The organism is Prevotella sp. MGM2, assembly GCF_002933955.1.
In the GTDB taxonomy this organism is placed as follows: domain Bacteria; phylum Bacteroidota; class Bacteroidia; order Bacteroidales; family Bacteroidaceae; genus Alloprevotella.
Genome location: NZ_BEWW01000306.1, coordinates 1 through 16,138, shown reverse-complemented (window position 1 = coordinate 16,138; position 16,138 = coordinate 1). Strand labels below are relative to the sequence as shown.

The 16,138-nt window shown below is 50.9% G+C and carries 8 protein-coding genes and 2 pseudogenes; 9 read left to right on the top strand and 1 reads right to left on the bottom strand.

Features of this window, described 5'->3' with window-relative positions:
- A pseudogene (locus C5S62_RS11295) lies at nucleotides 1–1,151 on the bottom strand (hypothetical protein); the annotation flags it as partial.
- Nucleotides 1,152–2,205: 1,054 nt separating this feature from the next.
- Here C5S62_RS11295 and C5S62_RS11280 point away from each other — a divergent pair.
- The 9 genes and pseudogenes from C5S62_RS11280 (at nucleotide 2,206) to C5S62_RS11235 (ending at nucleotide 15,440) form a co-directional block, all read left to right on the top strand.
- Nucleotides 2,206–3,465, top strand: coding sequence for a 3-phosphoshikimate 1-carboxyvinyltransferase (locus C5S62_RS11280; protein ID WP_104405480.1), 1,260 nt, complete (start codon nucleotides 2,206–2,208; stop codon nucleotides 3,463–3,465).
- Nucleotides 3,466–3,536: 71 nt separating this feature from the next.
- Complete coding sequence (locus C5S62_RS11275) at nucleotides 3,537–3,941, top strand: phospholipase (RefSeq protein ID WP_104405479.1); 405 nt, start codon at nucleotides 3,537–3,539, stop codon at nucleotides 3,939–3,941.
- 80 nt (nucleotides 3,942–4,021) lie between these two features.
- Nucleotides 4,022–4,834 carry a metal ABC transporter permease gene (locus C5S62_RS11270; RefSeq protein ID WP_104405478.1) on the top strand — a complete coding sequence of 271 codons (813 nt, stop codon included), beginning with the start codon at nucleotides 4,022–4,024 and terminating at the stop codon, nucleotides 4,832–4,834.
- A gap of 275 nt (nucleotides 4,835–5,109) precedes the next feature.
- Nucleotides 5,110–6,213, top strand: a pseudogene (gene mobV, locus C5S62_RS11265) (MobV family relaxase); the annotation flags it as partial.
- 252 nt (nucleotides 6,214–6,465) lie between these two features.
- Entirely contained in the window at nucleotides 6,466–8,877 is a 2,412-nt protein-coding gene (locus C5S62_RS11260) for a TonB-dependent receptor domain-containing protein (RefSeq protein WP_104405477.1), read from the top strand.
- 30 nt (nucleotides 8,878–8,907) lie between these two features.
- Nucleotides 8,908–10,302, top strand: a complete 1,395-nt coding sequence (locus C5S62_RS11255; protein WP_104405476.1) for a DUF4374 domain-containing protein — start codon at nucleotides 8,908–8,910, stop codon at nucleotides 10,300–10,302.
- Between the two features lie 72 nt (nucleotides 10,303–10,374).
- The gene (locus C5S62_RS11250; protein ID WP_104405475.1) at nucleotides 10,375–11,553 is read left to right on the top strand and encodes a PepSY domain-containing protein; all 1,179 of its coding nucleotides are present in this window, start codon (nucleotides 10,375–10,377) and stop codon (nucleotides 11,551–11,553) included.
- Nucleotides 11,554–11,977: 424 nt separating this feature from the next.
- On the top strand, nucleotides 11,978–14,920 hold the full coding sequence (locus C5S62_RS11240) for a lipopolysaccharide assembly protein LapB (protein WP_104405473.1): 2,943 nt from the start codon (nucleotides 11,978–11,980) through the stop codon (nucleotides 14,918–14,920).
- Between the two features lie 49 nt (nucleotides 14,921–14,969).
- Complete coding sequence (locus C5S62_RS11235; RefSeq protein ID WP_104405472.1) at nucleotides 14,970–15,440, top strand: PaaI family thioesterase; 471 nt, start codon at nucleotides 14,970–14,972, stop codon at nucleotides 15,438–15,440.
- Nucleotides 15,441–16,138: the final 698 nt, after the last annotated feature.

The window sequence follows — 16,138 nt, the reverse complement described above, 5'->3', positions numbered from 1 at the left end:
CATTTCAGCTCTCGAATTTTAACAAATGCACCGGAATTTCGGCTTGACCCGAAATAAACGTAATCAACCAGACCTTCCTTGCCTACATAAGTCTTACCGGCCTCAGCAGGGTTGGTATTGAAAGCCGTCACCTTTGCATAAACAGCTTCAAACTCACTGGTAGCGTCCTGTACGATAACACCGGTAATGAGGTTGGCCAGATTTACGAAAAGTACATTGACAAGTCCTTCCACCGCTTCAATACGGCTATCAAGTGCGTTAATATCGTTTTCAACGTCATCGACTTTTGCATCAAGACCGTCAATTTGAGTCTGGAGGGCTCTGTCTGCGGCAGCGTAAGCTGTCTTTACCTCATCGATGGAGGCATTGGCTGCAGAAATCTTGCCTTCAAGGGCTTTCACCTCATCTGCAATGAGTTTTTCAAGTTCAGCCTTGTTGTCAGTCACGACTTTCTTCAAAGAATCAATGGTCGCATTGATGGCCTTGACCTTATCGTCGATTTTACCATCCTGCTCATCGATATATTCTTTGAGAGATGCTTCCTGAGCTGTGAGCGCGCTTTCCATCTTACCGATTCTTTCAGTAAGTTTCTTCACGTCATCGCCCAAAGCGTTGATTTGCCCTTCAAGGGTTTCCTTGATCTTTTTCAGATCTTCGGCAACCGCGGCAATTTTGGCTTGATTCTCTTCGGCAAGTGCCTTGGCCTGCTCCGCCAAGGCATAAGCCTGAGTAGCTTTTTCCTTAGCGGCAGCTATACCGGTCTGCAAGTCGGCATCGGCAGCCAGCAGGGCGGCAATCGTTCTTTCCTGTCCGTCGATGCGTTCGCCGGCAGCTTCCAAAGCGGCATTCAGGTCAGCCGTAGCAGCCTCCACCAGGGCCTGTGCGGCTGCGATGCTGGCCTTTTTGGTTTCTTCGTCGGCTTCCTTATAGGCAGCTTCCAATGCTTCCTTGGCCGACTTGAGGGATTCGATTTCCAACTCAACGTTTGAGAATTTCTCCTTAACGAGTTCATCGAGGGAAGTCGCATTTGCTGTGATTTGTTGCTGCAGGTTCTCAATGTCAGCATCGTAGTCCGAGCAGGAAACAAATACGCTTGCCGGCGTTAAACATAATGCGCCGAACAAGAGAGCACTAATAAATTTCCTCTTCATAAAAATAAATAATAGAGTAATTTAATGATGCCTATAAATCCCCCGAATTCGGCAAAAGTGTTAAAGTTTTCTCTGAATCCACATACAAAAAAGACGTGGGAATCTGTGCCAGTTGCCCGTCCCACATCCAGAGGCTCTCGCATTGCCCGATATAGTTGAACGAGCAACGCGAGACCCACGCCGAATATGATTTATAAAACATATACCACTCCCTCATACAGTCGCAATAAGGACCGTACGCGAAGAGATATAATTTGTGAAAATCATACCACGTAGCATCTACTGTTGCCTCATTCCTGACTATATCGTTGAAATTTGCGAGATTTCCGGATGTCAAGAACAAGCGTTAAGCAAACGCCTTTCCATATATATGTATATGCCCCACCCAACCGACTCCATCCTTAAAAAGGATTTTGCCATTCGGCGTGAGCACGGTGCAAAATTACACATTTTTTTTATCATGACAAATTTCCCAAATCTATTTTGCAACTTTTTTACACTCTAAAAGCCTAAAGACACAACTATACCTCTTCACTTTTTGGTATTTTCAACTTTAACATTTTTAACTTCCGATAACATTTCAAAAAGACATTTTTCCTATTCTAAGCATTGGAATAAGAAAAGTCCGTATCGGAATTTCAACTCGAATACTTGGAATTTAAATTCCGATACGGGGATTTTCGGGGAAAAATACACAAAAAAACGCCTCAAAAAGGCCTTGAAAGTACTGAAAGAGCGGGACTTCCCGATGGAAAGTCCCGCTCCGCTATTACAAAGATACAACATTTTACAGCGGAAAGCAAATTATGTTAAAAAAGCTCTGCCGACAGACAGCCGCCTGCCCTACACCTGAGCACACCTCCATGAGACCTCGGTACTATTGCCACCAAGGAGAAAAAACGGAAGGTACAGACCGTCTTACGATAACTGTGTGACACCCCAGGCCCACTACCAGTTCTATCCAACAGCTCACACTGCACATTATGGCCCTCTGCAACAGGAAGTTTACATTTTTTTCCGTAAATTTGCCACATAAACCACATATCATGTCAACATGACTACCTACGGCATCACTTTCCCCAACAAATTGCGCGGCACGATAGCGCTGCCTGCCTCGAAGAGCATCTCGGCAAGGGCACTGATTATAGGCGCACTGGCCGGCAATATCACAGCTAAGGGGCTTTCAGACTGCGACGATACGCGTGTGCTGCACAAAGCGCTCACACAGCCCGCCGGCGAAATAGACATCATGGCCGCCGGCACAGCCATGCGATTCTCCACCGCCTATTTTGCGGCCACCTCCTCACCGGCACGGATCATCACCGGCACGGCACGCATGCGCCAACGGCCCATAAGCCTGCTGGTGGAGGCACTGCGCAGTCTGGGAGCCGACATAGCCTACATGGAGACCGAAGGATTTCCGCCGCTACGCGTGAAAGGGCGACAGCTCGAAGGCGGCACGCTCAGCCTGCCCGCCACGGTGAGTTCACAGTACATTTCGGCACTGCTCATGGTGGCTCCCCTCATGCACCGGGGCCTCCGTCTGCACCTCGAAGGCGAAATAGCCTCACGGCCTTACATTGACATGACGCTCAAACTCATGCGACATTTCGGCGCTCAGGCGGACTGGACGGCGGAAACCACTCTGGAGGTAAAGCCCGGGACGTACCGGCATGACGTGGCATTCGCCGTGGAACCGGACTGGAGCGCGGCTTCCTACTGGTATGAAATGATGGCACTCACCGCCGACCCCGAAGCAGAAATTCTCCTGCCAGGCCTCAGGAGCGACAGCGTACAAGGCGACAGCATGGTGTGGCAACTCTTCGAACCGCTCGGAGTGGGCACCAGGTTCACCGACCAGGGAGCACACTTATACAAAACACCGCCAACGGCCGTGGCCGAAACGACGGAAACGGATTTCACAGCCTTTCCCGACCTGGCGCAAACACTCGTAGTCACTCACGCCCTGCTGGGACGGCCATTCCGTTTCACCGGCCTGCACAGCCTTAAAATAAAAGAGACCGACCGCATAGCGGCCCTACAGACCGAACTTTGCAAACTGGGATACGACATCGAAGCCAACGGGCAGTCCATGTGGATGGCGGCCGCCAACTCTCCTGCCGCGGACAACGGAGCACAGCGCATAGTGTTCAACACTTACGAAGACCACCGCATGGCCATGTCGTTGGCCCCATGCGCCTTGCGGCACAAGGGCATCAACATAGCCGACCCCGGGGTGGTGAGCAAATCTTATCCCGCCTTTTGGGAAGACCTCAGGAAAACCGGTGCCTGCATTGAGCGCCTGGAAGAATAAGCACCCATCCACTTTAGCACAAGACAGTCTGCACCGGTCTTCCCATTAACTTTCACCCACCTGAAGAAAAAATGACGATACTCCTGCTCTCTCTTCTGGCGCTCTTCGCACTGGCCCTTGCTGCCGGTTCCGTGCGCCTCCTTTGGTACCGCCGCCACAAGCGCGAACTGCCAGCCGTGCGTCAGACACGTCCCGACGGCTGTTGCGGACAACACGAAACGTGCGAAAAGGACAGTCTGCTGGCTGCCGTCAGCCGTAAAATAGAATATTACGATGACGAGGAACTCGACAACTACCGCGGCCGCCATTCCGACGACTACAGTAACGCCGAAGTGGAGCAGTTTCAGGATATACTCTACACCATGAGAAGCGACGAAGTGGCCGGATGGGTGCGCTCACTGCAACTGCGCGGCGTGGAATTGCCTGACGAACTGAAGGACGAGGTGTTTATGATTGTGGGCGAACGGCGCATGTAACCCCTACCCTGATCCGCCGTACCTGTCACCTGGTCGCAGTAAAACAGTCATGCTCCCTATATTTTCATTTGTCTGCTAACATGATTCTATCCTACTCTTTTTTCCAACACGCCCTGATTGGCAGCTTTCTGGCCTGCATGCTCTGCGCTATGGTGGGCACTTATGTTGTAACACGCCGCATGGTCATAGTCGGCGGCGGCATGGCACATGCCTCATTAGGCGGTGTGGGTATAGGCGCCTACTTCGGTTTCTCCCCTTTGGCCGGTGCGGCAGGATTCGCCCTACTGTCGGGTCTGGGAATAGAAGTTCTGACCCGTCAGCGGAGGGTGCGCGAAGACTCGGCCATAGCTCTGCTCTGGACGCTGGGCATGAGCGTCGGCATTCTCTTTGCCTATCTCACACCGGGATTCATGACCGACCTCCCGTCTTACTTGTTCGGCGACGTGCTTTCCATCACAAAAGCCGACATGCTGATGACAGGCGCACTGACATTGGGCACGGCGCTTTTCTTCATCTGCTGCCTGCCGGTTATCGTAGCCATAGCCTACGACCGCGACTTTGCCATCACACAAGGCTTACCCGTGCGGACTTTCGAAACGGTCATGACAACACTCACCGCACTGACCATCGTCAGTTGCCTGCACATGGTGGGCATTGTCATGGTCATATCTCTCCTCTCAATACCGCAAATGACAGCGGCGCTGTTTGTCAAGACATTCCGCGGTATGATTTTCCTCTCAGCATTCTTCGGATACCTCGGCTGCCTGGGCGGACTGACACTTTCATACTTTGCCAACGTACCCGGAGGAGCAAGCATTATCCTTGTTTCTATCGCCCTTTATTTTTCCAGCCGGATAATAAAAAACGTCTTCCGGCGTTTATTCATAAAATAAACACATAGCGAAAAAGTAAATTTGAGCAAAGTGTAACGAATTAGCTGATAGAGCGTTCGTTACGCTTTGTTTTTCTATGGGGGGGGGATAGAGCCAACGAAATACCATCTCGAAGCCAAATTGCGCAAGAGTTCAGTTACCACCTCGTTACTCCCGTAAAAGGTATAATTTTCTTGCTAAAGTGTTTTTTTCTGCGATTTGCGTAATTCCGCATAGCCAAGTCTATTGTTTCACAAGCCCCAAAAAGAAAGGATGAATATATGGGTTTCGTAGTGCTGACACGCAAAATCGGAAGCAACCAAGTACGGGCAATCCGCATCAACGTGTCGGGAACGCACGAGGACATGAAGCGGATAGAAAAAGAGGGGCGTTTGGACGAGTGGTGCGCCGACAATCTGAAATGCTTCGCCGACACGTTCAGAAAGGAGAACATCGTGGCGGCTCACCTGCACATGAACGAGGAAACTCCGCACATACACGTTACATTCGTCCCCATCGTCAAGGGAGAGCGCAAGCGCAGGAAACGGGAGGAGCAGACGAAGAAGCGATACCACAAGAAGCCGACCGACACCGTGAGGCTGTGCGCAGACGATATTATGACTCGGCTGAAATTGAAGTCCTACCAAGATACCTATGCCGAAGCTATGGCGAAATACGGGCTGCAAAGGGGCAAGACGGCTCGAAGGCTCGCCACACGTCCACGCAGCAGTATTATCGGGATATACAGAAACTCTCCGACGACCTCAAAGCGGAAGTGGTGGACTTGCAACAGCAAAAAGAAACGGCACGGGAGGAACTAAGACGGACGAAAAAAAGAAATACAGACCGAGAAGCTGAAAGGGGCGGCAACATCGCCGAGAGCATTGGTTCTTTTTTCGGCAGTAACAAGATCAAGACATTGGAAAGGGAGAACACTGCCCTGCATAGGGAGGTAGCCGATCACGAGGAAACCATCGAAGCCCTGCAAGCCTGAATACATATTATGCAGGCAGACCACAGCCGTGGATATAGCCGACAAGGACACAAGACACAAGGAGGAAATATCGTTTCTGAAAACGGTAATCGCAAAGGCGGCATGGTTTCCCTATTTCCGTGAAATGCTCCGTATCGAAAACCTATGTTACCTTGTCGGATTCTGCGAAGGGCAGACCGCAACGCTCGTCAAGAGAAAGCCGTTGGAGTATGCAGGGGAACTCTACCCGGAGGAACACGGAAGGAAATTCAAGACCGAAAAGGCTGTAGTTCAAGTAATTTAAAACCCCACGGACGGGACGAAATAGGTTCTTACCATTGACCGAAAACCCATTGCCGAGTGGTTCAAGGAACAGTTCGAGAAGTTAAGGCGGAACATGTACCGACCAATACAATCGCAGAAGAAAGAGGCCATAACCGTTTTATCTCGCAGAAAAACAATAAAAATTCCGTTCACAATCCTTGGTAATTGGGGAAAATCACAAATTAATGCTATTCTTTACCTGAAAAATATGACTTCCGAGGTATCCGCCCATTAAAAATACCTATTTATGGCGATTGACTACTATCTTCAATGGACATACCTTTGCACCCGAAAATTAATATGTTCCATAATGAAATATGTACACAGAATAGAAAAATGGGGGCTTTGGCTGGTCATGCTGTCTGCCTGCCTTCAGCCGATTTCCGCTCAATCCCATCGTCCGCATTCCGGTCATCATGATTCGCGCATATTTACATGGCTTTCAGGAAGAGTAATGGAAAAAGATAGCACGGCAGTCTCTTTCGCTAACGTCTATCTGAAAAATACAAATTACGGAGGTTTTACAGACGACAAAGGGCGGTTTCGCTTCAAGGTTCCTATCGGAACGCACACGCTGACCGTATCGCTTCTCGGCTACGAACCCGTCAAGAAAAATATAACGGTAAGAAGCCATGGTATGAAAAAACTTGTGGTCGTTCTACAACCGGTAACGACGGAACTTGAAGAGGTCATCATTCATGCCAGCGGCGTAAGTCGAGTGCAACGATCACCATTCAATGCGGTGGCAATAGATACCAAGGCCTTGCAGAACACGACCAAAAGCCTAAGTGACGCACTCTCGCTACTGCCCGGCATGAAGCTCCGAGAATCGGGTGGCGTGGGTTCCGACATGCGGTTGATGCTTGACGGTTTCAGTGGTAAACACGTCAAAGTTTTTATTGACGGTGTGCCGCAGGAAGGAGTCGGGCAAGCTTTCGACCTGAACAACATCCCAGCGGGTTTTGCCGAGCGTATCGAGGTTTACAAGGGCGTAGTACCTGTGGGCTTCGGCACCGATGCCATCGGCGGCGTGGTCAATATCGTCACAGACAAACGACATCGTAGTTGGCATGCGGATGCCTCCTACTCCTACGGATCGTTCAATACCCACCGTTCGAACCTTCGCTTCGGGCAAACGACCAAAGATGGCTTCTTGTACGCAATCGAGGCATTCCAGAACTACTCGGACAACAATTATTACATCGACAACTGGGTGCGCGAGTTCGAGGTACAACCCGATGGCACGATCCACAAATTTCCCGTAGATAAGAATGACAAGAAACACGTTCGCCGTTTTAATGACGCGTTTCACAACGAGGCCGTGTTGGGGAAACTCGGTCTTGTCGGCAAGAAATGGGCGGATCGGTTCGTGTTGGGATTCTCTTGGTCGAATTTTTACAAGGAAATCCAGACGGGTGTCTATCAGGAGATTGTTTTCGGCAAGAAGCACCGTAAAGGGCATTCGCTCTCCCCGTCACTGGAGTACGTCAAACACGATCTCTTCACCCCGAGACTCGACCTTCTTGTCTCTGCCAATTACAACCACAATATTACACACAACATCGATACGGCCGCCCGCTATTATAATTGGTACGGCCAATATTACGAAAAAGACAGCCGCGGCGAGCAATCCTATCAGAACAGCGAATCGAAAAATGCGAACTGGAACACCACGCTAACGCTCAAGTACCGCATCAGTGACATTCATACATTGACGTTCAATCATGTATATAGCGATTTTCGACGCATGAGCCGTTCTCATGTGGGAACGTCATCGGTATTGACAGACTTTTCCATTCCTAAAATTACGCGCAAGAACATCGGCGGATTTTCCTATCGGGTGATTCCATCCGAGCGGTGGAACGCCTCGGCATTCGTCAAATATTACCTGCAATACAACCGGGGGCCTGTGTCGCGCAGCACCGACGGCGTGGGCGATTACGTGTCGTTGGGCAAAAGCGTGTCGGCATGGGGCTACGGGGCGGCGGGAACCTATTACGTTCTGAAAGAGTTGCAGGCAAAGCTTTCCTACGAGCGGGCGTTTCGCCTACCCACGACCGACGAACTCTTCGGCGACGAGGATCTCGAAGCGGGGCGCGCCGACCTTAAGCCTGAAAAGAGTGACAATTTCAACATGAATTTCAGTTACAACGGGCGTTTCGGCAGCCACGGCCTCTATGCAGATGTCAGTCTCATCTATCGCAATACGAAAGACTACATCAAACGCGGCCTGGGGAAGCACGGCTCGACACAATACGGTATCTACGAAAACCATGGCCATGTCCGTACCAAAGGTTATAACGTGTCGCTGCGCTATTCGTTCGCCCGCAGGTTCGACCTCGGCGGCACGTGGAACAGTATCGACACTCGAGACTACGAGCGGAACTGGACGGGTTCATCGCAGCAGGAGAACATGCACTACAAGATACGGATGCCGAACATTCCTTACCGCTTCGCCAACTTCGATGCCAATTTTCATTGGCGCAACCTCTTCGCCAAAGGAAATACGCTCACGGTAGGCTATGAAGGATTCTGGCAACACGCCTTTCCGCTCAACTGGGAGAATATCGGCAACAAGGACTCGAAAGCCTACGTGCCCGACCAGTTGTCACACAATCTCTCGCTGTTGTACAGCATCAAAAACGGACGTTATAATATTTCATTGGAATGCCGCAACCTGACCAATGCACGGCTCTACGACAATTTCAGCCTCCAGAAAGCGGGACGCGCGTTCTACGTCAAAGCACGTGTTCATTTTGGCAACTAATTTATAAATTACAAATAAAAAAATCCAATCATGAAAAAAAATCTTTACAGATGGGGCATCCTCGCCCTGTTATGCGCCGGCACGACCGGCCTGCTGACCTCGTGCAGCGAAAACATCGACATGCCCGAGCCAACGCTGCCGGGTACCGACACCGAAACCTCCTACGTTATCGCGGCGAAGGATGACGGCACAAGCTATCTGATTACCGCCCCGTCGCTTGATAAAGGCACAGTTACAGTGCGAGGAAAGGGCACCGAGGTGCTTGGCGGCTCATACTGGCTATTCAAGAACCAGAAATATGTATTCTCGCTGGTTTATAACAAGGGTGGAGCCGGCACTGGCGCATCCTATTACCTCAACGCAACAGGTAAACCTATTGAGAAATACAGTTACGAATTCAATCGCATCACCTCATACGGAACATGGGGTGACAAGGTGGTGACTGTATCCACCGGCAACTCCAAGACGACGGATACCGAGGGTAATATCGCGCAAGCACTTCTGTTCAACTACCTCGATGAAAATACGGGCGGGCAAACCGAAGGATCGATCAACGCGGAGAACTTTCTCGGCAACGGCGAGAAAGTGACCTTCGCGGGTCTGGAAGAGGCCAACGGCAAGCTCTACACCTCGGTCATACCGATGGGCATGAGCCTCTACGGTATAGCACAGTGGCCGGACAAGGTTACCGACCAAGAACTGATTGCCAAAACAGATGGCGGTTCGGCCAGCGGCTCCTATACGGCTGGTATGATTCCCTCCACGCAATATCCCGACCGTGCCTATGTTGCCATCTACAGTGGAAAATCGTTCACCGAGCAACCTGTAATCGCCTCAACCGATCGGATCGGTTTCGCCTGCGGTCGCCTGCGGTCGCAGTACTACCAAACGATTTGGGCGGCTGACAACGGCGATCTCTATGTCTTCTCGCCGGGCTACGGCCGTACCTTTACTTCTTCAGCCGACCTGAAAAAGGTCTCAGGAACCAAGCCCTCGGGCGTGGTGCGCATCCGCAAGGGTGCAACGGAATTCGACCCGGATTACTACGTGAACTTCGAGGAAATCGGCACGCGGCATCCGATTTTCCGCTGCTGGCACATTTCGGGTGCCTATTTCCTGCTCCAGCTCTATTCCGAGGGCGTGGAGGGAATGATGAAGGGCACGGAAGCCGTCGTCAATGAACTGGCGATCTTCGATGCCGAAAATAAAAAGATAGTTCCTGTTACGGGGTTGCCGTCCGATTTGGCGGGTTTCGGGGGCGAACCTTACGGTGAAAAAGGTTCCATGTATATCGCCGTGACCGTGACCGGCGGTGACAAACCTGCATTCTATAAAATCGATGCCGTAACGGGACGCGCTAGCAAGGGGCTCGTCATTGATGCTGAATCCGTTGCCACGGCAGGAAAGCTGGCCATCCAAAAGTAAAAAATACAGCAGACAAGGAAACAGCCCGCTATTTATGGGGCTGTTTCCTTGTCCGTTCCAAATACCCGACTCATGAGAAAGTTCATCTTCAAAATACACCTGTGGCTCTCCGTTCCACTCGGACTTATTGTCACCGTCATCTGTTTGTCCGGTGCCGTGCTCGTCTTCGAGGAAGAGATTACCCGCGCGCTTCGCCCGAAACTCTACCATGCGGAAGCTCCCGTCGAAGTACAGCCACTTCCACCATCGCAGCTTGTGGCTCGCATCGGCGATCAGATGCCCGATTCGCTCCATCTGGCCTCGCTGCAACTCTCCAGTCAGCGCAACGAACCCTGTATGGTCGCCTTTCGCGAAACGGGACGCAAACGCTTGAGCGTTGATCCCTATACAGGTCACGTGAACGGCTGGGTCGAAAATTCTGCTTTCTTCGGCACCATGCGCAAGCTCCACCGCTGGTTACTCGATCCGCCGGTATCGAAAGGAGAGACATCTGTCGGAAAAATCATCGTCGGAGTTTCAACGATGTGTCTGGCAGTGATTCTGGTTAGCGGGTTGATTCTTTGGATTCCCCGTAACCGCAAAGCGTTGCTCAACAGGTTGAAAGTTTCCTTTTCCGGCGGTTGCCGCCGTTTCTGGCACGACTGCCACACCTCGTTGGGGTTCTACACGACCCTATTGTTACTGGTCATGACGTTGACAGGTCTCACGTGGTCGTTCGGTTGGTATCGCACGATAGCCTATGCGCTCTTTGGCGGCGGACAACAAAACATTGCCGTGCAAGAAAACACCATGCAAAAGAGCGATTCTGGTAATCGCAATGGACGTGAAAGAACTGGCAAGGGGACCGCAGATCTGGAACTTAGAGAAGTACGAACCGAGACTGAAGCACCTAAATTCGATTATGCCGTGTGGGACGAGATGCTCACGCAACTCACCATACATTATCCCGTGTACAAAACAATCGTACTGACACAAACCGAAGCGCAGGTCGCACGGCAATCCACAATACGACGTACCGACCGTATAACGTTCGACCCGCGTAGCGCCCGTCTCGGTGACATTACCCATTATGAAGACATGCCCCGACAGCAACGTCTCCGAGCGTGGTTCTACGCTTTCCATACCGGTTCCTGGGGCGGCATCTGGACGAAACTACTCTATTTCCTTGCCGCGTTCATCGGCGCTACACTACCTCTGACTGGTTATTACCTGTGGTGGAAGCGAAAATCCGACTGGAGGAAAACGAAATAACTTTTATGCCATTCTCTATTAAATAATTCAATACATACTGAAACGGTAAGTGGCAAGAATATAAACGAAATATTGACTAACGTCGGAAAATTTATTTTTCCGCTAAATATTAGGAAGATACAATGAAGATTTTCTTTTCGGCTGCATTTTTGTAAAATTGCAGCCGAAAATTCGTACTTTCGGAAAAAGATATTATATTTGCAAAAGAAAGAGTTATTTGACAGCATAGCAACGCAAAAGGCTGAAATTCTCACGGTTGCTAAATCGTTACCTCTATTCCTTAAATAATTCGCTAAAAGTTTATTCCTCAATCGATTAAGTCAAGCCGAGAAAAAAATCTAAAATAATATTGCGGAACCGCCTATGACAGGCACCCCCGCTCCACAGTCCGCTTCATACAACGGACGGCACTTTCCGAAACACCGTGAAGCATTCCTCTTTCATAACCACCCTGCTATGCGCCGCAGGCATCCTGCTGCTTTCCGCCTGTTCTACGAAAAAGAACACGGCGGGCACACGTTTCTGGCACTCCTTTACGACCCGTTACAACGTCTACTACAACGGGCATGAAGCCTTTAAGGCAGGTAATTTAAGCAAAGAGGAAGGCAACAAAGACAACTACACGGAAATATTGCCGCTCTTCATGGCCGGCAATGAAAAATCGCGAGAACTGGGCAGCAGCAACTATGAAACGGCCATCACCAAATGCGAAAAAGCCATCCAGCTCCATTCCATCAAACGCAAACCGGTCGTAACAGCCGGGAAACGGCAGTCGCCCAAGATGAAAGCTTATCTCAAACGACAGGAATTCAATCCGTTCCTGAAAAACGCCTGGCTGCTCATGGGGAAAGCACAATTCCAAAAAGGAGAATTTCTTGAAGCGGCCTCCACCTTCTCCTACATCACACGCCACTACGCCGTAGAGCCGCAAGTCGTAGCTGAAGCCCGCATATGGCTGGCCCGAAGCTACGCGCAGTTAACCTGGTACTATGACGCAGAAGACGCATTGGCAAAACTCAACCGCGACTCCATACCGCACCGTCTGGCCCATGACCGCAATACAACCACGGCTGATTTACTGTTACGGCAAGAACAATTCCAGCAGGCCCTGCCCTACCTGCAACGCGCGGCAAAACACGAAAGACGTAAAGCGCAGCGCGCACGTCTCTACTTTCTTCTAGGACAAGTGGAACACATGCTCGGACACAACGCAGAGGCCTACAAAGCCTTTGCCAAATGTCTGCGCCAAAACCCGGCATACGAATTGGCCTTCAACGCCCGCATCAAACAAACCGAAGTGTTTTCAGGCAAGGGAACGTCAAAAAAAATGGTAAGCCGTCTGAGAAAAATGGCCCGGTCAGCCAACAACAAAGAATACCTCGACCAGATATTCTACGCCATGGGCAATATCTACCTGGTGCAAAAAGACACGGTACAAGCTATCGGAGCTTATGAGAACGGCAGAAACAAAAGCGCACGCAACGGCATAGAAAAAGGCGTACTCTTGTTACGTCTCGGGGAACTTTACTGGGAAACAGGGCGCTACGACCTGGCACAAGGTTGCTACGGCGAGGCCATTGGACTCATAGACAGGACACACCAAGAATACGAGGAGATAACACGACGCTCCAAAGTGCTTGACGAACTGGTGCCTTTCACCTCGGCTGTATACCTGCAAGACAGTCTGCAAACTCTTTCACGCATGAGCGAAACCGACCGGAATGCAGCCATAGACCGCATAATTGAAACCCTGAAACAAAAAGAAGAAGCGGAACGCCGTGCACGGAAAGACTCACTGGCCGATGCACGGATGCAGGACAACAGAAACAATAATTCCAATACGTCTGCCCAACAGGGCAATAACCAGACCCAACAGGGCAAGCAGGACAAGTCGTGGTATTTCTACAACCAGATGGTGGTAAACCAAGGCAAGCAGGATTTCCAGAAGTTGTGGGGCCGGCGCAAAAACGAAGATAACTGGCGGCGTTCGAACCGGACAGTTCTGGCAGTAGCAGACAACGAAGAATACGACTATGCCGCAGAAGATTCCCTGACGGCGGCAGAAGATTCTCTGGCAGCATTGGGCGAACGTCAAAAGGAAAGTGCAGAGGCCTTACCCGATTCGGCCGCAAACGATCCGCACCGCCGCGAATATTACCTAAAACAGATCCCTTTCACTGCCGAACAAAAAGCCGCAAGCGATGCCATCATCGCCGATGGCCTCTACAATGCCGGCCTTATAGAGAAAGACAAACTCGAAGACTTCCCGCTGGCCGCCCGCACCCTGACGCGCCTCTACGAGCAATATCCCGCTTTTGAGCGAATGGCAGACGTATATTACCAGCTATTCCTGCTTTATTCGCGCTGGCAGAAGCCTCAACGCGCCGAAGAGTTCAGGCAACTGCTAGCCGCCGATTATCCCGACAATGATACCACAAGGCTCATCACTGCGCCCGATTTTGAGCACAATGCCCGCTTCGGAAAAGAGATAGAAGACTCGCTCTATACTGCCACCTACGAAGCCTACCGCCGGCACGACACTGCCACTGTCGATGCCAACTTCGCCCGTTCATCGGAGAAGTTCCCTCTCGGCTCCAACCGTCCGAAATTCATCTTCGTACACGCCCTGAACCGCATAGGTCGTGCGGAAGCGGCCGAAATAGCCGAAGAACTGCGCGAACTGGTGAAACGTTATCCTGAAAGTGAAGTCAGCGAACCGGCCGGCATGATGGTAAAAGGCTTGGAAAGCGGCCGCAGCCTAGGCACCGGCGGTTTTGACGTAGGAGCTTTGTGGACCCGACGCAGCAATGCGGCCAATGCCGCCGTCGACTCCACCGGACGGGCCAAAGCCCTTCTGACCGATCGCGACCTGCCCTTCGTGTGCATTGTGGCCTATCCCACCGACTCACTCAACGACGGACAAATGCTCTATGACCTGGCGCATTTCAACTTCACCGGCTTTATGGTGCGCAACTTTGACATCACGCAACAACGCGACCCTGAAATCACACAGTTCCGCATAGCGGGCTTTAACTCCTACGACGAGGCGCACGCCTATGCCCAACAGCTTTACAACGCTCCCGGAATGAAAGAAAAACTGCGCCGGGCGCGCATCGTACTCATATCGGCCCCCAATCTGGAACTTCTCGGAACGACCTATAGCTTTGACGATTACAAAGCGTTTTATGACAAAACGTTCGCACCGCTGAAAATCAATCCGCAATTGCCGCTCGACATGCAGGACGGACCTGTGGAGCAACATTACGAAGACGAATATACACCCGAGCAACTCAAGGACATGGAAGAGGACAAGGGCAACGGAAGCGAAACCGACGATGACGATGGCGGCGAATGGTATGAGGGCTGACAAAAACGTGTTCCATAAAAATCCTCTCCAACCCCCAAAACAACAAAACATGGAAAAAATCAACAATCCCTTCCTCCATCTGGAGGGCTATAACTGCTTCGGCTGCGTGCCCGACAATCCTTTCGGCGTGAAGATGACATTTTATGAAGACGGTGACGATATCGTGAGTCACTGGCAACCGAAGCCCGAATATCAAGGCTGGCTCAACACGCTCCACGGTGGCATACAGAGTGTCCTGCTTGACGAAATATGCGGCTGGGTGGTGATGCGCAAACTACAGACGGCAGGCGTAACATCGAAAATGGAAACGCGCTTCCTTCACGCCGTACATACCGACGGCGAAGCCCTCACGCTCCGCGCCCGGCTCAAGGAGATGCGCCGCAACCTGGCCATCATTGAGGCCGAGTTATACGATGCTTCAGGCAAGTGCTGCTCGCACGCTGTCTGCACCTATTTCACCCTGCCGCAGGAACAGGCCCGCAAGGAGATGCACTTTACGGGCTGCGGACCGGCTGAATAAGTCGACAAAAAGTTCATATAAGTATGGGAAAACCCTGCATTGGTCGAGAAATAGCCCCACACGCCACATCCACCCTTTTTATTTCGGAAACAAATACATAACTTTGCACTTGAGAACTTGAAGCTTACACAAAGCGTAATAAAATATAGGATAAGGATTAATAAGTGATCAGGTACTTGCTTTCGGGTGAGGAGAAAACAAAAGCTTTCAAGTTCTCACCTCACACTTTTCAGGGCTGACAGGAAATCCGCCACAACCCTAAACGTCCTCAGGCAGTCTCATACCCCGCACAACCGGCCCGACGGGGCCAACCATAAAGGATTTTACCTTCATTAATCAACACAATAACTAGAAACAGACGACTAACGTAAAAAAGTTTTTTATCTCATTTTTTAGATCTAGAACCAACCGGCCCGTGCGTGAGCATAGGCCGGTTGTCGTTTTCAGCGAACTACAGCTTACCTCTCTCTCCCACCGTAGGCTGGCCGGAAAGCCCTGCGCCGTAACATCGCAGGAACGCCCGCAAACCTCTCTCAGGCCCTTCCACCTATAGCGGAATACTGCGGGAAACAGCGCTCTGCACTTTAACATATTTAACTTTCCGTAACACTCCAAAGTGTTAAAACATAGGTTTGAAGCAGTCGTGTTGAAAAAGTCCGTATCGGAATTTTAACTCGAATACTTGGAATTTAAATTGC